This window comes from Halobellus sp. Atlit-38R, from assembly GCF_003665925.1.
Lineage (GTDB): Archaea > Halobacteriota > Halobacteria > Halobacteriales > Haloferacaceae > Haloquadratum > Haloquadratum inordinatus.
Map to the genome: position 1 here is coordinate 157,540 of NZ_QXIJ01000002.1, position 20,855 is coordinate 178,394.

The window sequence follows — 20,855 nt, forward strand, 5'->3', positions numbered from 1 at the left end:
AGGCGGGAATATCAGTCCGCAGCGTAGGTCGGGAGCCGTGCCGACGCGGCGCTCCCCTCGACGAACGGGAGCGTGATGCGCTCGGCCGCGACGTCGGCGTCGTCACGGATCGACAGCGACGTCGCGTCGAGATCGAAATCCACGAGCGCCAGTGCGATCGGCGTCTCCAGCGACGGGCTCGCGACGGCGCGCGTCACGGTTCCCACGCGCTCGTCGCCGTCGAAGACGGGGCTCTCGGCCGTCGGGAGCGCCGCTGCCGCGTCCGGGTCGGCCTCGCCGCCCGTCTCGATCTGGAGGCCGACGAGTCGCTGACTCGGCTGCCCGCGGTTCTCGACCTTCGAGACGACTTCCTGGCCGACGTAACAGCCCTTCTCGAAGTCGAGCGCGTTGCGGAGGCCGAGGACGTTCGGGATCCGACCCTGTAGTTCGGTGTCGTAAAGCGGTGTCCCCGCCTCCGCCGTGAGCGTCTCCCAGGTCGCGTAGCCGAACGGGACGGCGTTCAGCCCGAACATCAGGAGCGTCTCGAAGACCCGTTCGGCCGCGTCGGCGGTGCAGACGACCTCGTAGCCCTCCTCGCCGGCGAGGCCGTCGCCGGCGATCACGGTCACGCCCTCGTCGCCCATCGACCCGCGGACGAACGACAGTTCGGGTTCGGGCGCGCCCGCGCCGTTGAGCACGCTCGCGACCTTCTCGGTCGATTGTGGGCCGTGAACGCCGAAGACGGCGAACTCCGAGGACGCTTCTGTGACCTCGACGTCCTGGATGAACACCTTCTCGGACCACTCCTCGGCGAGCGGTCCCGCGCGCGCCGGCGGCGTGAAACAGAGGAGTCGCTCGCCGGCGTTGTAGACGTACAGGTCAGTCTCGATCCGGCCCTGGGGGTCCAAAAGCAGCGCGTAGACGCCCTCGCCGTCCGCGCGCGGGACGCGGTTCGAGACGGTGTCGTCGACGAACGCGATGCGATCGTCTCCTTCGACCACGACCACGCCGTAGCCCATCTCGATCACGCCCGCGCCGTTGCGGACTGCCCGGTGGGTCCGCTCCGGACGGCCGTACTCGCGGACGATCCGGCGGCCGCCGCGCTCTTCGAACGTCGCACCGTGCGCCTCGTGCAGTTCCGTGACGACCGTCATCGTACGTCTGTCCGCGTTCAGGGGTGAAAACCGCAGCGTCCTGTGGCGGGGAGCCGACGGCGGGCGCCGTCGGTCAGCCGACGCTCACAGGCCGAATCGATCCCGGAGCGCGTCGACGAAGCCGCGTTCGTCGGGACGCTCCTCCTCGGGATCGGGGACGGCTCGGTCGTCCACGAGGATGACGACCCGGTCGTCGTCGCCGTTCTGGACGGAGATGAGGTCGTCTTCTTTCAGTGCCGCGAGCGCCGCTTCGATTTCGTCGATGTCGGCGTCGACAGCGGCGCGCACCTCGAAGACGGTCATCCCCTCCTCTGCACGATCGACGAGGGCGTCGAGGACCGCTACTTCGGTGTCACGTCTGTCTCGGAACTCGCGCCGCGCTCTCATAGGTGGTGATTCGCCCCGGTCGGGTATACGCTTACCGCCGTCGCGACCGTCCAGACGTGGTCTCGGAGACCGGTCGCCCGCGTTCCGTCTGCCGTCCGTCTGACGCAGGAGGTACACTTTTGACGCTCAATGCCGGAAAGGCGGGTAATGGGACTCAAGTGCCGTCTTCTCGGGCACGCGTACGGGGAACCCGAGGTCGAACGCGATCGGGAGGAACAGGGGGACGAGGTCGTCGTCACGATCCGCGAGGTGCAGGTCTGTGAGCGGTGTGGAGACGAACAGGTCGTCAGTCAGAACAAGGAGGTGACGGCGATCCGCTCGCCCGAGGACGTCGGCCTCGACGAGCCGGAGCCCACAGAGAGCGATCAGGCCGCGACCGGCAGTACGGGCGCGCCGGCAGCGGACGCATCCGGGACGGACGCGCCAGCGACCGGCGAGGGGGCGCCGTCGACGGCGGCCGCGACGTCTCCCGTCGACGGGGCCGACGCGGACCAGCCCGGAGAGGCGGCCGCCGCGTCCGCCGACCAGGACGCCGACAGTCCGATGAATCAGATCGACGAGGCCGAGGCGGACGCTCACGGAATCGGCGTCGAGAGCGAGGCTGACGCCGTCGCCGAGGGCGGGAACGCAGCCGAGACAGACGGCACATCCGACGGCTGGGAGACCGGCAGCGACGAGTGGGACGACGTCGAAGCCGACCCCGACGCCGACGACGCGGTCATTCTCGACGACGCGGAAACCGAGCGCGACGAGACGCAGTGGCCCGAGGAGACGGAGACGGACCCGAGTCGGGCGGCACAGCAGTCCGCCGCCGCCGAGCAGGGCGAACCGGTCGAGGACGACCCCGTCGAGGAAGAGGAGGTGACGAACGATGCGGAGATCATCGACGGCGACGCAGAGCAGAGCGAGCCAGCGGACAGCGACGAACGCGGTCACGGCGAGTGGCCCGAACGCGACGACGGCGCCGACGCCTGGCCCGAACACGAGGGCGACGACGAGGGCTACGCGGCGACCACCGGGAACGACGCCGACGTAGACCTCGGCGGAAACGGACTGACGCCGGAGGTGAACGGACACGCGGCGGCCGCAGAAAGCGACGGTGCAGAGACGATCGACGGGATCGCCGCCGAAGAGGGACACGGGGCCGTCGCGAGCCAGCAACAGCGCACAGAGCCCGCGAGCGCCGACCCCGGCGAGGACGGCTTCGCTCGCGCGCGGGAGTCGACGACGCTCGAATCCGACGTCCCGGACGAACAGGTCGAGTTCTACTGTCCGAACTGCGGGCACTCCCGAACCGCGGGCGCGTCCTCGATGCGCGCGGGGGACATCTGCCCCGAGTGCAAGAAGGGCTACATCGCCGAGCGCGAGCGGTAAGGTCGTTTCGACCGGCCGTCACGGCGCGGGGACGAAACAGGTAAACCACCACCTGCCGAAGCACGGTCTATGAAGGAGTACAAGATGCGTCGCGGGGAGACGCTGGAGGAACGCATCCCGGATATGGAGACGACTGTCGAGGAGTACTTCGGTCCGATCACGGACACGATGGAGTACAAGGGCAGCGACCTCTACGTCGTCGAGGAGCCCGATAATCCGGTCTTCAAACGCATTGTCGCCGGTGCTGTATCCTACAGCGGGAAGAAGGATCGCCTCGGCGTCGAATTCGAAGAGCGTGACCCCGCCGAACTATCGCCCGACGATCTGGAAGCCGCCGGCGACGCCGTCGACGCGAAGAACGACTTCCTGCTGGAAGCCACCGGTCGGGACGCGAAGTCGCGCCGCGACTCGATGAAGCGCGCCGTCGAAGACGACGCCCCCGACTACTGACACTACAGACGTATCCTCCTCGATTTCGAGCGCTCACTGACGCCGAGAGCGACTGGTGAACGGTCGTCACCGGGGCGGTGAACCCGCTGAGTTAAGTGCGGGGCTCACCCGTATCACCACAATGGCCTACTACGTGGGCGTCGACCTCGGGGCGACCAACGTCCGTGCGGTCGTCGCCGACGATGACGGCACGGTCATCGGAAACAGCGACGACGACACGCCGCACGCGCCGACCGGTATCATCGTCACCGAAGCCGTACTTCGGGTCGTTCGAGAGGCGTGCGACGACGCCGGAATCGATCCCGAAGCGGCGACGGCGGCGGGCATCGGCGCGATCGGCCCGCTCGACCTCGCCGAGGGTGCCGTCGAGAACCCGGCGAACCTGCCGGACACCATCGATCGCATCCCCCTGACTGGGCCGCTCTCCGTACTTTTGGACACCGAGCGGGTGTACCTCCACAACGACACGAACGCCGGCGTCATCGGCGAGCGCTTCCACTCCGAGCGCAACCCCGACGACATGGTGTATCTCACCATCTCCTCGGGGATCGGCGCGGGCGTCTGTGTCGACGGCAACGTCCTCTCGGGATGGGACGGGAACGCGGGCGAGGTCGGCCATATGACGCTCGACCCGCAGGGACACCTCACCTGCGGCTGCGGCCACGACGGCCACTGGGAGGCGTACTGCTCGGGGAACAACATTCCGCGCTACGCCGAGTTTCTCTACAGGGAGGACAGCGTCGACACGGCGCTACCGATCGACGATCCCGACTTCTCGGCGGTCGACGTCTTCGAACACGCCGGCAACGACGAGTTCGCCACGTACGTCGTCGATCAACTGGCGCACTGGAACGCGATGGGCGTCGCGAACATCGTCCACGCGTACGCCCCGCTCATCATTTACGTCGGCGGCGCCGTCGCGCTCAACAACCCGGAACTGACGCTGGATCCGATCCGCGAACGGATGGACGAGATGGTGATGTCGAACATCCCGGAGATCGAGCTGACGACGCTCGGCGACGAGGTCGTCGTGATGGGTGCAGTGGCGAGCGCGATGACCGACGGGACGGGCGACCGCGCTCGGCTGTAGCGCTTCGTTTTGCCTTCCGATCGGTCGTGGAAGACCGTGACACACTTTTCTCGACGCCAGAAGAGCGCGAGCGCAACCGCAAGCTACCAAAGCATCGAGCGCCAAAGGGTGGTAATGAGCGACACAGAGGACTCTCTCCGGCGGCGCATCGAGACCTGGATGGCCGGACAGATGCCGATCATCCAGATGCACGGCGGCGAGAGCGTGGTTCGGAAAGCCGACCCCGACACCGGCGAAGTCGTCGTCGAGTTGGGCGGCGCGTGCGCCGGCTGCGGCATCTCGAACATCACCGCCGACAACATCAAAGCAGACCTGATAATGGACTTCGAGGAAGTCCAAGACGTGCGAGTGAAGGTTCCCAGCGCCGGCGACCACGGCAGCAGCACGGTCGAGGGCGGCCGCGGCGGCGAACTGCAGTACGGCACCGAAGACCCCGGACACTTCTGATACGGTCGGACAGCAGTTCGTGAATGATGTTGGCCCCCACGAGGTGCCGATGATCCTCACACGGTTCTGTCCGACAGTATGACGCTGCTGGCTGTCTGATCGACCCCAGCGGTAACGGCCGAGACATAACTCGGCACCCGACGAGGTGCTTTTGTCCGCCGAGTCCAACGTACGGGCGTGTTCGACGTCGACGCGCCCCAGGAGTTCGCCTTCGAACTCGCACTCTGTACACATCTCGAAGCGGCGACCGAGTGGGTACTGAGTCGGCAACTCGGCGCGGCCGTCGAACGTTCGGGTCGGCGGATTATGGACGTCGTCGGCGTCGTTCCCGGACCGGCGTTCGACGACCGGACGAGAATCACAGCGGAGACGATTCCGGTCCGCGCCGTCGAGAGCGACGTCGGCGTCGGCGAGGCGATCGCCCGACACCGCGCCGTCCGCGAGTCTGATCGGCTCCACGACGCCGCTGTCGACGCTGCCGTAGAGGTCGGGTTCTTCGAGACGGAGCGGCGCAAGACCCGCGAGTACGTCCGGCAGACGACCCGGTATCCCGACGACTGGTTCGACCGCCTCGTCGGCGTCGAGAACAAACCCGACCTCGGTGACCCCGGGGCGCTCGGCCGACAGCTCCGCACCGACGTCTCGCTCGGGCTGTTCGATTCGGTGATCCTGGCGACCGAGAGCCACGTCACGCGGGCGCACCTGAACCGGATCCCGACCGAAGTGGGCGTCTGGCGCTTCGATCCGGAGACGCAGAGCCGAGACGTGATCCGCGAGCCCACGCCGCTGCCGACGAACGCGCCCGGCGTCGAACTCGCCGAGGAACGCCCGCTCGAAACCGAGATCGAGGTCGTCGGCGTCGACGCGAAGGCCCGTAGCCGGCGGCGCGTGGCCGAGCGAGCCTACGGGAAGGGGTGGCGCACCTACGACGCCCCGGCGTGTGCCCACGCCGAAGTGACCGACGACGGCCGCCCCTATTGTACGCAGTTCGATCGCGTCGTCGATCCGAGTCGGGCGTGTGGTACCGACTGCGACGCCTACGATCCCGCTGTCGCTCCCGAGATCGACGCCGACGCGCTCCGAGACGCGCGGACGCCCTGGGTCGAGAACCCGCCCGGCGTCCGCCGTCGTCAGGCCGGGCTCGACAGGTTCCAATAACTGACTCGGTATCGGGTGATTTGTTTTTTAGATACTGAGAATCGGCTTTTGTTTATACAATCTTGCCGGGGAAAGGTGCAGATGTGAGGTGACAGACGATGGCCACATCCACTCAGACGACCGTTGGAAACGTCGTCGACTTCGACCTGCAGGGGACGCTCGCAGGCTACTGGGTCGCCGTGCTGCGCGTGGTGACCGGGTACTGGTTCCTCCACGCGGGGGTGACCAAGTACCTCGCCGCCGAGCCGTTCGACGCGCAGGGGTGGCTCCTCAACGCGACCGGCGGAAGCCCGATCCAGGGCTTTCTCGTCTGGGTCGGCCAGACGCCGTGGCTGCTGGAGTTCACGAACCTGATGATCCCGCTGGGTGAGACGCTCATCGGACTCGGCCTCGTCGTCGGCGCGCTCGTCAGACTGGCGAGCTTCTTCGGGGCCTTCCTGATGGTGTTCTTCTACCTCGGGAACGCCGCTTGGAGCCACGGCCTGGTCAACGGCGACCTGATGGGCCTGCTGCTGTTCGCCACGCTGGGCGTCCTCGGTGCCGGACGGGTCCTCGGCCTCGACGCGGTCATCGAGAAGGCCGACCTCGGAAACACCCGGGCAGCGAAGTACCTGCTCGGGTAGCGACGTGGCACGTCGCGGCAGCCACCACACGCTCCTTTTGCTGTGAGGTTCAGAGGTCGTAGGTCTCGCCGTCGACCGCGAGCGGTTCCTCGAACGCCTCCTCGACGGGGTAAAAGTGCGCCGTGTGGACGAGGCGGGTCTCCGTCGCCGACAGGTCGGCAGCGAGGTCCAGCGCGCCCTCTCGGGTCATATGCTTCGAGCCGAAGGTCCGCGGGACGCCGGCGGCGTCGTGGTGGTCGCCCCCGAGCGGGTGATGCTTGCACAGCGACGCCGGGACGATCGCATCGGCGAGGAACAGATCGGGATCGTCGAGCACCTCGCGGGATTTCTCGGGGACCGCGTAGTTCGTATCGCCCGACAGCGACAGTTTCGCTCCCGTCTCGGGGTCCTCGATCGCCAGCCCGTAGCACAGAAGCGGCGGGTGTTCGACGGGGACGAGCGTCACCTCCAGCCCGCAGACCTCGAACGGTTCCAGCGGCGTCTGCGAGTGGACGGTCACCCGGTCCAAGTAGTCGTACTTGCTGCTGACAGTCTCTGCGACGCTCTCGCCCGTTGCGGGATCGGTCTCGTCGGCGGCGTAGACGGGGAGATCGTCGAACAGGCGGTAGGCGTTGCCGAGGCCGTCGAGATGATCGAAGTGGATGTGGGTGACGATCCCCGCGTCCGGCAGCGAGACACCCTGGGTCAAGAACTGGTGGCGGAAGTCGGGGCTGAAGTCCACGAGCAGCGACGCGCCGGTACGCTCGTTCTCGACGTGCACAGAGAAGCGCGTGCGCTCGACGCCGCGACGGCGCGCCTCCGCGCAGGTGTCGCACTCGCAGTCGACTGTCGGCGTCCCGGTCGTATCGCCCGTCCCGAGGAGAGTGACCCGCATCGCTCGGAGGTAGGGGACCGGTGAGTGATATATTGTTGGCCCACCGCGGCGGATTCGCGGGAGCGGAAAGCACTTTTCGCCGGTGACTGAATCGGGGCAGTATGGTCCCCACGGATGCGCCTCACAGCGAAGCGGCCCGCTCGCACTCTGTGACCTCCCGCCGACGGTTTCTCGCACTCGCGGGAACCGGCTCTGTAACATCTCTGGCCGGTTGCAGCGCGCTGACCGGCGACGACGAGCGGACGGGATTTCACGACGGCGACTGGCTCGTGTACGGGAACGACCCCGGCAACACAAACCGCGTCGCGGGCGCCGCGCCGGCACCCGACGAGCACGCGCCGTTAGTTCCGGCCGACTGGCCGTACGCACCCCCGGTCGTTCACGATGGGATCGTGTACTTCGCCGCGGAGCGGCGCGTCGTCGCGATCGGAATCGACGGGCGAGACGAGTGGACGCGAGACCTCGACCGCGAGGTGTCCGGCGCGCCCGCTCTCGACCCCGAACGCGGACGGCTGTACGTCCCAACGCGGGACGTGGGGCGGGCAGACGACGCCGAGCAGGGAGGCGACACCAGAACGGAGCGAGCGTCGGTCACCGTCCTCTCGACGGCCGAGGGCGACGTCATCGGTTCCTACCGCGTCGGCGACGAGCGGACGTACGGCGTCACCGTCGCCGACGGCGAGGTCTACGTCCGGAGTGCAACCGCGTGTGTCAGGCTCGCACCCGACGGCACCGAGCGCTGGCGGCGCTCGCTCGATCGACTCGTCTACGACGAGTACAACCTCGGCGACTCGACCGCGACGCAGATCCCGCCCGCCGTGACCGACGAAGGCGTCTACGTCCCGGATCGAAACGCGCTCGTGAAACTCGGTCGCGACGGCGGCGAGGAGCGCTGGCGCGTGCCGGTCGATACGCCGTACGCCGCCGCCGTCGCGGACGAGTCCGGCGTGATCCAGACCGGGTGGCAGGAGACGGTCGCGGTCGACCGTGCGGGCGAGGTGCGCTGGCGACGCGACCTCCAGAGCCGCGCCCCAGTTGCGGTCGGCGGGAGCGATGTCTACGTGATCGCGGGCGACCTCCACGAACTCGACGGAGAGACAGGTGACACGAACTGGCAGGCACACGTGCCGAGCGAAGGGACGGCCGCGCCCGTCGTGACCGACGAGGACGTCCTCGTCGCTGGGAGCGGCGTCCGCGCGTTCCGGCGGGACGCCGGTGGGTTGCTCGGCCCCGAGCGTCTCCGGTGGCGTGAGGATTCAGTCCACGCGACCGCGTACGCCTCGCCCGTGGTCGCGGCCGGCCGCGCGTTCGTCGCGGGACCGTTCGGGCTGCTCGTTCTCGAAACAGACGACAGGTGACTGGTGAAAACGAATCGACCGACGGCGTCGGTCAGTGATCGTGCGCGTGGTCGTGTGCGTGCCCGTCGCCGTCGCCCGCGACGAGCTGTTCGCCGTCCGACATCATATCCATATTCTTCAGGTTATCCCGCTCCTCGAAGTCCTCGACGGCTTCGACGATGTCTTCCTGGGTGAGCGTCGTCCGTTCCTCGGTCAACGCCTCCAGGACGGCCTCCCGGAGCACCATCCGGAGGTCGGATCCGGTGAGCCCTTCGGTCCGCTCGGCCACCGCATCGGGATCGAACTCGGCGATGTCCATCCGCTTTGTGATGATGCGGAGGATGTCCGCCCGCATCCCGCTGTCGGGTTTCGGGAAGTTGACAATCTCGTCGAAGCGCCGCCACGCCGCCGCGTCGAGCTGGTCGGGGTGGTTGGTCGCGCCGATGAGGATCACCTCGTCGCGGATCAGCGAGATGTCGTCGATGCTTTTCAGGAGGGTGTTGACCGCGCGCTTCAGCGCCGCGTGCTCGTCGGAGCGGCGCGTCTTCGCGACGGAGTCGAACTCGTCGATAAAGAGGATACACGGCGAGAGCCGCTTTGCGACCTCGAAGGTCTTCTCGACGTTCTTCGCCGTCTCGCCGAGGTACTGACTCGTGATCATCGAGAGCTTGACCTCGACGAACGGCAGACCGAGTTCGTGCGCGAGGGCGCGTGAGACGGTCGTTTTCCCCGTCCCCGGCGGCCCGACGAAGAGGATCTTCCCGATCTCGCGGAGACCGATCTCGGCGAGGTACTCGCGGTGTTCGATCGCCTGCATCAGCTTCTGTATCTCTCCCTCCTGGTCGGTGGTCAACACGAGGTCGTCGAGCGTCATCTCGATCTCCTCGGGCGCGCGGACGTGCACGAGATCGAGCATCTCGGCGTCTTCCTCCTCGTCGAAATACTCGTCGAGGAGGCTGTCGATCCAGACGCGGTCGGCCTGGATCGGACGGGTCTGCTCGCGCGCTTCCGCGTGGGTCACGTCCACGCCGTCGTGGCCCTCGACGGCGGCCGCGATCGTCGGATTCGTCGCCAGTCGCTCGCGGTCGGCCCGGTCGAGGAACCACTCGATCGCCATCTCGGGTTGCGTCAGCGAGATGCGGCCGGAGAACTCCTCGCGCTGGGTAAAGAGCAGATCCGAGACCGCTTCCCAGGGGTGTTCGACCCCGGTCGCCTTTCGCGCGACGCTGTTGGTGACGACGAGCGGCCGCTCGATACCGACGACGTTCGATTCTTCGTCGTCGTCATCGCCGTCCTCGTCGGACGGATCCGTCCAGAAAACTCGGCGGTACCGCGGCGGGAGATCGTTCTCGTCGAGGTCACGGTCTTCGGTGTAGAGATGTGCCGTGAGGAGGAACTCGACCACTTCGAGAGCCCGGTTACTCATCCCGAAGACGTTACCCACTCACGCGCATAAGCGCGTCGAAACGACGGTGGGAGAAGAACCGACAACGGGCTCGACAGCGTGACCGCGGCGCTGCGTACAGAGAAGATTGTACGCCCGTCGAAGAACTGCACGCCCGTACAACTCTGTGTGCAGTCCTGCGCGTTCGTACCCTTTTATCCCGACGGGGGTGTCATCGTATGCTATGCCAACGCCAGTCATCGCCGCTGCGTACCGCACGCCGTTCGGAAAGGCCGGTGGCGTCTTCGCGGACGTCCGCAGTGAGGACCTCTCGGTCACGCTGATCGACCACATCCTAGCGGAGACCGGAGTGGAACGCGACGACGTCGACGACCTGATGTGGGGCGTCGCCCAGCAGCGCGGCGAGCAGGACAACAACCTCGCCCGCGTCATCGCCCTCCTCTCGGAGCTGGGAGAGAACGTACCTGCGACGTCGATCAACCGCTGGTGCGCCTCCTCGATGCAGGCGATCGTCTCCGCCTCCGACGCCATCGCCGCGGGCAACCGCGAGTGCATCGTCGCCGGGGGCGTCGAGAGTATGAGCCGCGTGCCGATGGACGGCGACTCCTATCAGCACCTCCACCCCGATCTCACGGAGGAGTACAACGTCTTCCAGCTCCAGATGGGGATGACCGCCGAGAAGGTCGCAGACGAGTACGAGGTCTCCCGCGAGGCGCAAGACGAGTACGCCCTCCGCTCACACCAGCGGGCCGCCGACGCGACCGAATCGGGGCGCTTCGACGACGAAATCGTCCCCGTCGAGACCGACGACGGGACCGTCACCGAAGACGAGGGAATCCGCCCCGACACCTCCCGTGAGGTGCTCTCGGAGCTCTCGCCGGCGTTCACCGGCGACGGCACCGTCACCGCCGGCAACTCCTCGCAGGTGACGGACGGCGCGGCCGCCGTGCTCGTCACCTCCGAGTCGTTTGCCGAGGAACACGGCCTCGACGTCCTCGCAGAGGTCGGCACCAACGCCGTCGCCGGGGTCGATCCGACAGTGATGGGAATCGGCCCGGTGCCGGCGACGCGCGCGCTGCTCGAACGCGCCGGCACCGACATCGACGACTACGGTCTCGTCGAACTCAACGAGGCGTTCGCCAGCCAGTGCGTCTACGCCCGGCGGGAACTCGGCGTCGAGAGCGAGCGGTACAACGTCAACGGCGGCGCGATCGCGATCGGCCACCCGCTCGGCGCGTCCGGCGCGCGACTACCCGTGACACTCATCCACGAGATGCAAAAGCGCGACGTCGACCGCGGGCTCGCGACGCTCTGCGTCGGGTTCGGACAGGGCGAGGCGATCGAGTTCCTGCGGTAGCGTCGACACCGACGCAATGCGAGTGTCGGTGGCGGTACCGGCGCTGAATCGAAGTGCGGGAGACAGACGCGCGCTACTTGTCGGGGTGGACGTACTGGATCGCCTCTCGGACCTCCTCGCGGCCACCGATGATCGTGATCCGGTCGCCCTGCTGGAGCGTCAAGTCCGCGTCGGGGACGCGGGTCTCGCCCTCGCGCTGAACGAGGACGATGAGCGAGTCGTCCGGAAGTTCGGGGCCGACCTCGCGGATCGTGCGGCCGACGATCTCCTCGGACGTGACTTCGATCTCCTGGACGTCGCCGGAGCGACCGATCTCGCCCATCCAGTCCATCATCGACGGCCGCTCGATGTAGTTGTCCATCGCCTGCGCCGTCGCCAGCGTCGCCGAGATCGTGCGGACGCCGAGTTCCTCGAACGCTTCGGCGTTGTCGGGGTTGTTCACCCGCGCGAGGATCGTCTCGGGGTCGAACTTCGAGCTGGCGAGCTGTGAGACGAGCAGATTCACGTCGTCGTTGCCGGTCGCACCGACGACGATCCGCGCGTTCTCCGCGCCGGCCGACCGGAGGACGTCAGTGTCGGTGCCGTCGCCGTGGTGGACGGTGAAGCCGGCGTTCCGAGCGGTTTCGACCGTTTCTTGGTCCTGTTCGATGAGCACTACGTTCTCTCCGCGGCCTTCGAGGCGTTCGGCGAGCGTTCGGCCCACCTTCCCGCCTCCGATGATGAGTACGCGCATTGGGATGATGTCGAGGTATTCAGCTATCTGTCGGGCGAATCCGCCTTCGAGAACGACGGTGACGAGGATGACGAGAAAGACCGTGCCGACGAGTGTGTTCGCCGCCTCGTCGAGGCCCGCGTTCCGGAGTTCGATCGCGAAAAGCGTCGCGACCGAGGCCGGAATGATCCCCCGAGGACCGACGAGGCTCATAAACCACTTCTCGCCGGTGCTGAAGCGATCGCCGCGCGCCGAGAGGAACACGAGCGCCGGGCGCAACACGAGTGCGACGACGGCGGCGACGAGGAGGCCGGGGGGGCCGATCGTCCGCAGGATGTCGAACTGCAACAGCGCCGCCAGCGCGATGAAGACGAACGAGAGGACGAGCAGCGTCACGTCGCCTTTGAACGCCGAAATCTCCTCTTCGTACGGGATGTCGGCGTTGCCCATCAGAATACCCGCGGTGGCGACGGCGGCGATCCCCGCCTCCGTCGCGATGGTGTCTGCGGCTCCGTAGGCGACGAGCGCGCCCGCGAGAGTGAGGAGGCGGGCGTTCTGCGGTGCGTTCCCCGGCGAAAGGTCGACGTACCGGAGCGCATAGAGAAGCACGGCCGCGACGATGCCGCCGATGACGACGCCGACGCCCAGGCGCTCGGCGAAGAGCGTCAGGAGCGCCATCGGTTCCGTGACGCCGGAGATGATCGCCTCGAAGATGACGACCGCGAGGATCGCCGCGGTCACGTCGTTGACGATCCCCTCGGTCTCTAAGGCGGCCTCGACGCGGTCGCGTGCGGGGACGACTTCCAGAATCGGCGTGATGACCGTCGGCCCGGTCGCGACGAGTAAGGCACCGATCAGGAACGAGAGGGACCACGAGGCGGCCAGCAGGACGTGGACGGCGACGGCAGTCCCGACGAGAGCGATGGCGGCCCCGAGCGTGATCAGCTTGAGTGTCGCTGCCGGCGCCTCCCGGAGCTTCTGGATGCGGAGGTGAAACGCCCCCTCGAAGACGATGATCGCGACCGAGAGGCCGACGATCGCACTCAGCGCGTTGCCGAAGGAGTCCGGTCCGACGACGCCGAGCACTTCCGGGCCGAGGAGGATTCCGGACGCGATCAGAAAGACGACGCTCGGGATGCGAAAGCGATCCGAGAGGATCTGTGAAATGACGCCGATCCCGATGATCGCGGCTACGATGGGGATGAGATTCGCCCCGCCTGCGGTCGCCACTAGGACACCTCCATACCTCCGTTTTGATCCCCCGAAGGGTATAAATCCACACATTCCGGCCGGTTTTCGACCGTCACTAGGTAGTGAATACGAAATTTGCTCGTATAATTGGTGGACGAATGTCCGGTTCTACTTCGAGATCGTCGTATCCGCGTCGGGGTCGTAGAGCATCTCGACCTGATCGCCGTACTGAGCCAGGATGTTCCGGCGCTTTTTCTTCATCGTCGGCGTCAACAGGTCGTTCTCCTCGGAGAACTCCTCGGAGAGGATACGGAAGCGCTTGATCTGCTCGTAGGACTCGAAGTTCTCGTTGGCGGCGTCGATCTCGCGTTGGATCCGCTCGCGGACGCGGTCGTCGCGGGCGATCTCGGCCCGGTCTGCGGGAAGGTCGACGCCCTCGCTGTCGGCCCACTCTCGGATGCCCTCGAAGTTGGGGACGACGAGCGCGGAGACGAACTTCCGGCCGTCGCCGACGACGAGACACTGTTCGACGACGGGGCTCGCGGCGAAGGCGTCCTCGATCGGTCCCGGGGCGACGTTCTTGCCCGTCGAGAGCACGAGGATCTGCTTCGCTCGCTCGCGGAAGGTGATGTACCCGTCCGGCCGCAGTTCGACGATGTCGCCGGTGCGGAACCACCCGTCGTCGGAGAACGCCGCGGCAGTGTCGTCAGGGCGGTTCCAGTAGCCGTCGGAAACGTTCGGTCCCCGGACGAGCAGTTCACCCACGTCGCCGCCGGCGGCGCCGGACTGATCGCCGACGATGCTCTGATCGAGGTCGACCTCGACGTCCGGAAGCGGCGGGCCGATCGTTCCCACTTTCGGCTCTTCAGGTGGGTTGACGGCGACGACGGGGGCGGTCTCGGTGAGGCCGTAGCCTTCGAGGATCGGCAGGCCCATCGCGTGATACAGCCGACACAGCTCCGGTGAGAGGCTCCCGCCGCCGCTGATGAAGAAGTCGACGCGCCCGCCGAGCGCCTCGCGAACCTGCTCGAAGACGAGGCGGTCCGCGAGGCGGTGTTTGGCCGACAGCACCGCCCCCGGATCGTCGGCCGCGTGGTACGCCTGCCCTACGTCGACCGCCCACTCGAAGATCCGGCGTTTGACCGGTGACTCGGCCGCCTGCGAGCGGATCGCGTCGTAGAGCTTCTCGTAGACCCGCGGGACACTCGTGCCGACCGTCGGCCGGACCAGCTGGAAGTCCTCCCGGAGCGTGTCGGGGCTCTCGGCGTAGGCGACGGTCGCGCCCGCGGCGAACATCAGGAAGTGCCCGGCGAGACGCTCGAAGACGTGCGCGAGCGGGAGAAACGAGAGCGTCGTCGATCCCGCGGAGATCACGCCGCCTGTCTTGTCCGGTCGCGGGCCAAACCGCCGGTAGCACTGATTGACGTTCGACCGGAAGTTGTGGTGTGTGAGTTCGACGCCTTTCGGTTGGCCGGTCGTCCCCGACGTGTAAATCAGCGAGGCGAGGTCTCCGGGGTTGCGTTCGTCCAGCCACGATTCGTAGGCAGTCTCGTCGAAGGCCTCGGTCCCGCGGTCGTAGACCTCTGCGAGCGTGTAGATGTCGTCGCGGTCGCGGACGGCGCCGGCCATCCCGCTTCCGTCCGGGATCTCGTCGACGACGACGACGAACCCCAGATCGAGGTCGTCTTCGACGGTGAGGACCCGCGAGAGCAACTCGGCGTTCTCGACGACGACGCCGCTCGCGCCGGGATCGGAGAGGAGATACTGCACCTGTGACTGCGAGGAGGAGGTGTAAACGGTCGTGACGACGGCGCCCGCCGAGAGCAGCGCGAAGTCGGTCTGTGCCCACTCCATCCGCGTACCAGAGAAGATACCGACACGGTCGCCGGCGTCGACGCCGAGCGAGCGGAAGCCAGCGGCGAGTCCGCGGACCATCTCGCGCATCTCCGCGTACGTCACTCCGGCGTAGTCGCCGTCTGGTGCGGCGGATACGACGCCGTTTGTGACGAGCGAGCGGTCGTAGACGCCGCCTTTGTACCGTTGGGCGACGGCGTCCGCGTTCCGGGCCGCGCTCTCGTCGAACATCCGTGCCAGCGTCGTCTCGCCGAGGACGTCGTCGTCGAACGCCGCTTCCGCCTCCCGCCAATTCATAGCGGTACGACACACCCGGGCGAATTAAAGGTACAGCCGTTCCGGACGCAGTCCGTTGTTCGTGGTTGAACGCCTGCAGGCGGGTCTCGCGTTTACGCGTCGGGGCCGGGTCCCTCTGGTGCGGTTGTGCGGGGGACAGATTCCGCGACCCCCGCGACTCAAAGACCGAACCGGAGCAGCCACAGCGCCGCCATTCCGGCGAATATCGTCGCGAAGACGTCGTCGACGTACCACGCGACCGCGCCCGCGACGATGCCCGCGAGCAGTCGCTCGTTGCCGACGACTGCGACCGCGCCACCGGGCGCGACGAACGACGGGACGGCGAGCGCGGCGAAGACCGCGGGCGGAACGAAGCGAAGCGCACCGGTCACCCGCTCTGGGACGTCGTCGATCCGACCGAACAGGTAGATGAACGACGCGCGGATGCCGAACGTTGCGAGGCCGAGCGCGACGACGACGCCCCAGACAGAGAGCGGGCCGTAGTCGGTCGGCATCAGTGAGCACCCCCGTCGTCGGTGTCACGGCTCGCCGTCGCCAGTCGCTCGTCCGCGATCACGCCGGCGACGACGCCCGCCAGGCCACCGGCGATGAGGCCGAGGTTGAACGGCACGCCGAAGACGTCGCCGGCGACGGCGACGCTGCCGCCGACGAGCGCCGCGACGAGTTTCGGTCGCGTGGTGACGGCGGGGACGAGGAGGCTCAAGAACACCAGCGGGACGGCGAACTCCAGCCCCCACGAGTCGGGGACGCGCGCGCCGACGACGATGCCCAGGACGGTACAACACTGCCAGACGACCCACAGCGACACCGCGACGCCGAGGTAGTAGTCTCGCCGCTCGGTGGAGTCGAGGTCGCGGTCCGTATAGCGCGCGATCGAGAGCGCGTACGCCTGATCGGTGAGCACGTACGAACAGAGCGACTTCCACCAGGTTCGGAGCGGCCGGAAGTGGGGCGCGATCGACGCGGAGTACATCACCATCCGGAGGTTGATCACGAGGCCCGTGACGACGACGACCAGCAGTTCGGCGTTGCTCCCCAGCAAGTCGATAGCGGCCAGTTGTGAGGCCCCCGCGAAGACGACGACCGACAGCCCGACGGCCTGCAGCGGCGTCAGTCCGGCGTCGATGGCGGCCGCGCCCGCGACGAGCCCGAACGGGGCGATCCCGATCAGAATCGGCGCTGCATCGCGGACGCCGCGGCGCATCTCTGCGGGGAGCGGTACGCGGGACACGACAGAGTGCTCCGAGCGGGGCGATTAAACCGGTACCGTTTCGCCGCTCCGGGCGATCCCGGCGCTCGCCGTCCTCGACTCGCTGGGGACTCACGTGCGACACCACTAACTACCTCTCCCCAGTAAGAAGCGGTATGTCGAACGACGCGCAGTCACAGGCCGGGACGGCCGAGGGGCAAGGCCCCGTCGAAATCTCTATCGACGTCGCCCGGCAGTTGGAAGAAAAGCGAGCGGAACTCTTCGAGGAGTTCGGAATCCGCGATCAGTTCCCGTCGCCGGTGCTCTCGGAGGCGCGCTCGCGCACCGAAGGCATCCAAGACGAGATCGAAGACGAACTCGACGAGCGCAAGGACCTCCGCGATCTGACGACCTGGACGACGGACCCCATCGACGCTCAGGACTTCGACGACGCCCTCAGCATCCGCGAGAACGAGGAGACGTACACGCTGTGGGTCCACATCGCCGACGTGACCCACTACGTCCACCCGGAGTCCGAGATGTGGAACGAAGCCGTCGAGCGTGGGAACACGGTCTATCTCCCCGGCTACACGATCCATATGCTCCCGCCGGTCCTCGCGGAGACGGTCTGTTCTCTGGTCCCCGAGGAAGACCGTCTCGCACACACAGTCGAGATGGAGATCAACAAAGAGACGCTCTCCTTCGAGGAGGTCGACATCTACAAGTCCGTCATCCACTCCAACGAGCGGCTGACCTACACGCAGTGTGAAAATCGCCTCGACGACCCCGAGGCGCCGCTCCACGGGGAGAACGCGCTCGTCTACGAACTCGCCGATCAACTCCACGAACAGCGGAAGGAGGACGGCTCGCTCGTCTTGAATCCGAGCCGCGACCGCGCGCACACGATCATCGAGGAGTGTATGCTAAAGGCCAACAAGGCCGTCACGCACGAACTGATGTGGAACCGCGGCGTCGAGGCGATGTACCGCGTCCACCCCCAGCCGACCCCCGACCAGTGGGACGAGGCGCTCCGCGAAATCACCGAACTCGACGGCGTGAATATCTCCGGTGCCTCCTGGGACGACCCCCGAAAGGCCGTCAACGACGCCCTGGAGAACTCCGATTCGCGAGCGCTCAACAAGATCCAGCGGGCGGTGCTGAAGGTGATGCCGCGCGCGAAGTATATGAACGATCCCTTCGGCGGTCACTACGCGCTCAACTTCGACATCTACGGGCACTTCACCTCGCCCATCCGGCGACTGTCGGACCTCATCAACCACTGGATCGTCCACGAGAACGACGTCCCCGAGGACTTAGTCGAACTGTGCGACCGCGCGTCCGAACGCCAGAAGGACGGCGAGACGGCCGAACGGCTCTACAAACAGTTCCTCGAAGAGGTGCATCTGGACCCACACGCCGTCAACAACCGCGGCGTGGTCACTGTCGACGACGACGGGAACGTGGTCAACGAAGAAGGGCTTCCGCCCGAGCGGATCGATCTGCGGGACGAGTAAGCGCCTCGCGACCGCGCGGCCGGGCCGCTTACTGCTTTTTGTGCGTAAAGAGGAGAACTTCGTCCTCGTGTGTCGTTACGCAGAGATCGAGCAGCATACTGAGTTCGAGGCTGTTGTACTCGTCCTCGCAGATGACCAGATCGTCGAACGGGTCACCGCACGCGGGACAGGCGATACTCACAGTGTTCCGATACGTCGTCACCCCGCCCGCCGACTCGTGCGGCGTCAGCGACGAAGTGAGGTCGTCGTACTCGCTGTCCTCCATCGTCCCCACGAACGAGGTGATCCTTCATAATTCTACTCCTCGCGGCGGGGCCGGAAGGCAAAAAACTCCGCGACGCGGGCGACCCGGGGTGAGACGGCTTCGAGACCGCCCTCGTTACTCGGCGGCCGGCAGTTCGACGACGAAGACCGCACCCTCCGGGTCGTTGTCTTCGACCCAGACGTCGCCGCCGTAGGTGTCGACCAGCGTCTGGACGAGATACAGACCGAGGCCCGTACCGCTGCTCTCGAGACCTTTCTCGCCCTTGCCGAAGATGGCTTCCTTCTGTGATTCGGGCACGCCCCGCCCGTTGTCCGCGACGCGGACCTGCACCACCTCGGCGTCGTCGTCGACGGTCGCCGAGACGGTCACCTCGGGCACCTCCTTGTCGTTGTGCTGAACGGCGTTCGTCAGGAGATTCCGGAACACCGAGCCGAGAATGCCGTTTGCCAGCACCCGCACCTCCGGAATCTGCCCCTCGGTAGTGACGACGGCGTCGGTCTCGGATGTGAGATTGCTGAGTTCGCTTTCGAGTGCGGCGCGGAGGCTCACCGGCCGACGCTCGCTCTCGTCCGTAAGCATCACCTCTGCCATATCCCGCGCGGTCTGGGTGAGTTCGACCGCGTGAGCGGAACTTTCGCGGATCTTCTGGATGTACTCGCGCTCTTCGTTCGTCTCCGCGTCCTCGAGTTCCGCTTCGCGGAGTTCCAAGAGCAAGTCCGCGTAGGCGGTCACCAACTGGAGGTCGTTTCGGATGTCGTGGCGGACCACCTGATTCAGGGTATCGAGGTTGTCGCGTTGCTCGCGCAGGCGCTGTTCGTACTCGTTGCGGTCGGTGATGTCGATGTACACGCCGAACTGGTGCGTGACGTCGCCGTCGTGTTCGATCGGGGCCGACCGGAAGAGAAAGTCCCGGACGCCGTCGCGGCCCCTACGCCGCACTTCGCGCGTCAAGCGCTGGCCGTCGGCTGCCTTCTCGTCGAGCAGTTCAGCCTCCGTTGCGGCCTCCTGATGGGGTGGAACGATGAGGTCGTTGATGTCTGCGCCGATCGCCGCCTCGGCGTCGTAGCCGAACGTCGTCTCGAACGCCTCGTTGACGTCGCAGAGGATCGCTCCGCCGTCGGTGAGTTCGACGGTGACGATCGGCTCCGGGACGCCTTCGAACAGCGCCTCGAAACGGTCGCGTTCGCGTCTGAGTTCGCGCTCGCGCTCCCGGCGCTCGGCGCGCGACTGGGCGAGCGCGTTGCTGAGCTGGTTGAATCCGTGCTCGACGTGCTGCCACTCGTCGGTGTCGTCGAGGTCGACCGTGGTGCCGTACTGCTCGTCTTCGAGGGCCTGAAAGCCGCCCAGCAGGCGCGTGAGTTGCTGGATACTCTGCCGGTAGATCCACCACCCGAACCCGAAGAGGATGCTGAGAACCGCCAGGAGCGATCCGATCTGCACGAACGTCACCATCTGGATCGTCGACTCCACTTCCGAGCGGTCCTCGCGCACGCTGACCGTCCAGCCCGTCTCCGAGACGGTTACGTTGTGAACGAAGTCCGTGCTCGTCGGCGACCCGCTGGCAAAGATTCGCGTCCCGTCCCGTGAGTAGAGCCGCAAGCACTCCTCGCCGTCGAGCGTCGACGCGAACCGGGAGAAGAACTCGTCTTCCGAGAGGTGAAACACGGCGTTCAGCGTGCCGACGACGCGGCCGTCACGGTAGATCGGCGCACTGACCGTGATGATGTGGTTGCCGGATTCGGCTTCGACTGGGTCGCTGACGTACGTCGTTCCGTTCATTGCGCGCTGGAAGTACTCGCGGTCGCCGAACTCCGATCCGACGAGTTCCCGACGGGTCTCCGGAGAGACGTCGGAGACGATGTTCGTCATCGTCCCGTTGGCTGCGATGACTGACGCGCCCGAGAATCCCGACCGATTCACGAACCTCGCTAAGGCCTGCTGTTGGGCGGTGCTCCCGTGGTCTCCGATAGCCGAATTCGCGGCCGCGACAGAGACAGTCCGCTCCAGCGCCGTGAACTGCTTTTGGAGCTCCGAGCTGACGTGTTCGGCCGATCGCTGGACCTCCATCTCCTCGTGCGCGTACAGGGTGTCTTTGTACTGCTGAAACCCGACAAAGACGGCTCCCGAGAGGATGATCCCGACGATCAGTATCGAGAGCAAGAACGCGCGCTTGATCTTCACTACCTCCCAGCATTGGA

General features: G+C 66.6%; 19 protein-coding genes. 9 read left to right on the forward strand and 10 right to left on the reverse strand.

Annotated elements, in window-relative coordinates; genetic code table 11:
- Positions 1–11: 11 nt before the first annotated feature.
- Positions 12–1,133 carry an aminomethyltransferase family protein gene (locus tag D3D02_RS03385; RefSeq protein WP_121568576.1) on the reverse strand — a complete coding sequence of 374 codons (1,122 nt, stop codon included), beginning with the start codon at positions 1,131–1,133 and terminating at the stop codon, positions 12–14.
- A gap of 84 nt (positions 1,134–1,217) precedes the next feature.
- Positions 1,218–1,520, reverse strand: coding sequence for a DUF6432 family protein (locus tag D3D02_RS03390; RefSeq protein ID WP_121568577.1), 303 nt, complete (start codon positions 1,518–1,520; stop codon positions 1,218–1,220).
- Between the two features lie 147 nt (positions 1,521–1,667).
- Here D3D02_RS03390 and D3D02_RS03395 point away from each other — a divergent pair, with 147 nt between their 5' ends.
- The 6 genes from D3D02_RS03395 to D3D02_RS03420 all read left to right on the forward strand — a co-directional run bounded on the left by D3D02_RS03395 (position 1,668) and on the right by D3D02_RS03420 (position 6,662).
- On the forward strand, positions 1,668–2,894 hold the full coding sequence (locus D3D02_RS03395) for a hypothetical protein (RefSeq protein WP_121568578.1): 1,227 nt from the start codon (positions 1,668–1,670) through the stop codon (positions 2,892–2,894).
- A 69-nt stretch (positions 2,895–2,963) separates the two neighbouring features.
- A complete protein-coding gene (locus D3D02_RS03400; protein ID WP_121568579.1) occupies positions 2,964–3,344 on the forward strand; it encodes a DUF5611 family protein in 381 nt (126 codons plus the stop codon).
- Between the two features lie 121 nt (positions 3,345–3,465).
- Complete coding sequence (locus D3D02_RS03405) at positions 3,466–4,434, forward strand: ROK family protein (protein ID WP_121568580.1); 969 nt, start codon at positions 3,466–3,468, stop codon at positions 4,432–4,434.
- Positions 4,435–4,548: 114 nt separating this feature from the next.
- On the forward strand, positions 4,549–4,881 hold the full coding sequence (locus tag D3D02_RS03410) for a NifU family protein (protein WP_121568581.1): 333 nt from the start codon (positions 4,549–4,551) through the stop codon (positions 4,879–4,881).
- 177 nt (positions 4,882–5,058) lie between these two features.
- Positions 5,059–6,039 carry a DUF5787 family protein gene (locus tag D3D02_RS03415; RefSeq protein ID WP_121568582.1) on the forward strand — a complete coding sequence of 327 codons (981 nt, stop codon included), beginning with the start codon at positions 5,059–5,061 and terminating at the stop codon, positions 6,037–6,039.
- A 98-nt stretch (positions 6,040–6,137) separates the two neighbouring features.
- Positions 6,138–6,662, forward strand: coding sequence for a TQO small subunit DoxD (locus tag D3D02_RS03420; protein ID WP_121568583.1), 525 nt, complete (start codon positions 6,138–6,140; stop codon positions 6,660–6,662).
- 49 nt (positions 6,663–6,711) lie between these two features.
- Here D3D02_RS03420 and D3D02_RS03425 read toward each other — a convergent pair whose 3' ends face one another.
- Positions 6,712–7,536 (reverse strand): MBL fold metallo-hydrolase, encoded by an 825-nt coding sequence (locus D3D02_RS03425; protein WP_121568584.1) that lies wholly within the window; start codon positions 7,534–7,536, stop codon positions 6,712–6,714.
- Positions 7,537–7,637: 101 nt separating this feature from the next.
- Here D3D02_RS03425 and D3D02_RS03430 point away from each other — a divergent pair, with 101 nt between their 5' ends.
- Entirely contained in the window at positions 7,638–8,894 is a 1,257-nt protein-coding gene (locus D3D02_RS03430; RefSeq protein WP_121568585.1) for a PQQ-binding-like beta-propeller repeat protein, read from the forward strand.
- A gap of 31 nt (positions 8,895–8,925) precedes the next feature.
- Here the strand turns inward: D3D02_RS03430 and D3D02_RS03435 are convergent, their stop codons facing one another.
- Complete coding sequence (locus D3D02_RS03435; protein ID WP_121568586.1) at positions 8,926–10,299, reverse strand: ATP-binding protein; 1,374 nt, start codon at positions 10,297–10,299, stop codon at positions 8,926–8,928.
- Positions 10,300–10,501: 202 nt separating this feature from the next.
- Here D3D02_RS03435 and D3D02_RS03440 point away from each other — a divergent pair, with 202 nt between their 5' ends.
- The gene (locus tag D3D02_RS03440) at positions 10,502–11,635 is read left to right on the forward strand and encodes a thiolase family protein (RefSeq protein WP_121568587.1); all 1,134 of its coding nucleotides are present in this window, start codon (positions 10,502–10,504) and stop codon (positions 11,633–11,635) included.
- A gap of 73 nt (positions 11,636–11,708) precedes the next feature.
- Here D3D02_RS03440 and D3D02_RS03445 read toward each other — a convergent pair whose 3' ends face one another.
- The 4 genes from D3D02_RS03445 to D3D02_RS03460 form a co-directional block, all read right to left on the reverse strand.
- Positions 11,709–13,577: a cation:proton antiporter gene (locus D3D02_RS03445; protein ID WP_121568588.1), complete on the reverse strand. Its 1,869-nt coding sequence runs from the start codon at positions 13,575–13,577 to the stop codon at positions 11,709–11,711.
- Positions 13,578–13,706: 129 nt separating this feature from the next.
- Positions 13,707–15,689, reverse strand: coding sequence for a long-chain fatty acid--CoA ligase (locus D3D02_RS03450; RefSeq protein WP_121568589.1), 1,983 nt, complete (start codon positions 15,687–15,689; stop codon positions 13,707–13,709).
- A gap of 158 nt (positions 15,690–15,847) precedes the next feature.
- The gene (locus tag D3D02_RS03455) at positions 15,848–16,183 is read right to left on the reverse strand and encodes an AzlD domain-containing protein (RefSeq protein ID WP_121568590.1); all 336 of its coding nucleotides are present in this window, start codon (positions 16,181–16,183) and stop codon (positions 15,848–15,850) included.
- Positions 16,183–16,893, reverse strand: coding sequence for an AzlC family ABC transporter permease (locus tag D3D02_RS03460; RefSeq protein WP_121568591.1), 711 nt, complete (start codon positions 16,891–16,893; stop codon positions 16,183–16,185). The genes D3D02_RS03455 and D3D02_RS03460 overlap by 1 nt, the downstream gene beginning before the upstream one ends.
- A 161-nt stretch (positions 16,894–17,054) precedes the next feature.
- Between D3D02_RS03460 and D3D02_RS03465 the strand changes: the two genes are divergently transcribed.
- Positions 17,055–18,392 carry a ribonuclease catalytic domain-containing protein gene (locus D3D02_RS03465; RefSeq protein WP_121568592.1) on the forward strand — a complete coding sequence of 446 codons (1,338 nt, stop codon included), beginning with the start codon at positions 17,055–17,057 and terminating at the stop codon, positions 18,390–18,392.
- Between the two features lie 28 nt (positions 18,393–18,420).
- Here the strand turns inward: D3D02_RS03465 and D3D02_RS03470 are convergent, their stop codons facing one another.
- Together D3D02_RS03470 and D3D02_RS03475 are read right to left on the reverse strand one after the other, a co-directional pair.
- On the reverse strand, positions 18,421–18,657 hold the full coding sequence (locus tag D3D02_RS03470; protein WP_121568593.1) for a hypothetical protein: 237 nt from the start codon (positions 18,655–18,657) through the stop codon (positions 18,421–18,423).
- Between the two features lie 114 nt (positions 18,658–18,771).
- Positions 18,772–20,838, reverse strand: coding sequence for an ATP-binding protein (locus D3D02_RS03475; protein ID WP_121568594.1), 2,067 nt, complete (start codon positions 20,836–20,838; stop codon positions 18,772–18,774).
- Positions 20,839–20,855 lie beyond the last annotated feature (17 nt).

Bases quoted from the DNA above. Each gene is read 5' to 3' on its own strand.
- D3D02_RS03385 (WP_121568576.1), bottom strand. From the start codon at position 1,133: ATGACGGTCGTCACGGAACTGCACGAGGCGCACGGTGCGACGTTCGAA.
- D3D02_RS03390 (WP_121568577.1), bottom strand. From the start codon at position 1,520: ATGAGAGCGCGGCGCGAGTTCCGAGACAGACGTGACACCGAAGTAGCG.
- D3D02_RS03395 (WP_121568578.1), top strand. From the start codon at position 1,668: ATGGGACTCAAGTGCCGTCTTCTCGGGCACGCGTACGGGGAACCCGAG.
- D3D02_RS03400 (WP_121568579.1), top strand. From the start codon at position 2,964: ATGAAGGAGTACAAGATGCGTCGCGGGGAGACGCTGGAGGAACGCATC.
- D3D02_RS03405 (WP_121568580.1), top strand. From the start codon at position 3,466: ATGGCCTACTACGTGGGCGTCGACCTCGGGGCGACCAACGTCCGTGCG.
- D3D02_RS03410 (WP_121568581.1), top strand. From the start codon at position 4,549: ATGAGCGACACAGAGGACTCTCTCCGGCGGCGCATCGAGACCTGGATG.
- D3D02_RS03420 (WP_121568583.1), top strand. From the start codon at position 6,138: ATGGCCACATCCACTCAGACGACCGTTGGAAACGTCGTCGACTTCGAC.
- D3D02_RS03425 (WP_121568584.1), bottom strand. From the start codon at position 7,536: ATGCGGGTCACTCTCCTCGGGACGGGCGATACGACCGGGACGCCGACA.
- D3D02_RS03430 (WP_121568585.1), top strand. From the start codon at position 7,638: ATGGTCCCCACGGATGCGCCTCACAGCGAAGCGGCCCGCTCGCACTCT.
- D3D02_RS03435 (WP_121568586.1), bottom strand. From the start codon at position 10,299: ATGAGTAACCGGGCTCTCGAAGTGGTCGAGTTCCTCCTCACGGCACAT.
- D3D02_RS03440 (WP_121568587.1), top strand. From the start codon at position 10,502: ATGCCAACGCCAGTCATCGCCGCTGCGTACCGCACGCCGTTCGGAAAG.
- D3D02_RS03450 (WP_121568589.1), bottom strand. From the start codon at position 15,689: ATGAATTGGCGGGAGGCGGAAGCGGCGTTCGACGACGACGTCCTCGGC.
- D3D02_RS03455 (WP_121568590.1), bottom strand. From the start codon at position 16,183: ATGCCGACCGACTACGGCCCGCTCTCTGTCTGGGGCGTCGTCGTCGCG.
- D3D02_RS03460 (WP_121568591.1), bottom strand. From the start codon at position 16,893: ATGCGCCGCGGCGTCCGCGATGCAGCGCCGATTCTGATCGGGATCGCC.
- D3D02_RS03465 (WP_121568592.1), top strand. From the start codon at position 17,055: ATGTCGAACGACGCGCAGTCACAGGCCGGGACGGCCGAGGGGCAAGGC.
- D3D02_RS03470 (WP_121568593.1), bottom strand. From the start codon at position 18,657: ATGGAGGACAGCGAGTACGACGACCTCACTTCGTCGCTGACGCCGCAC.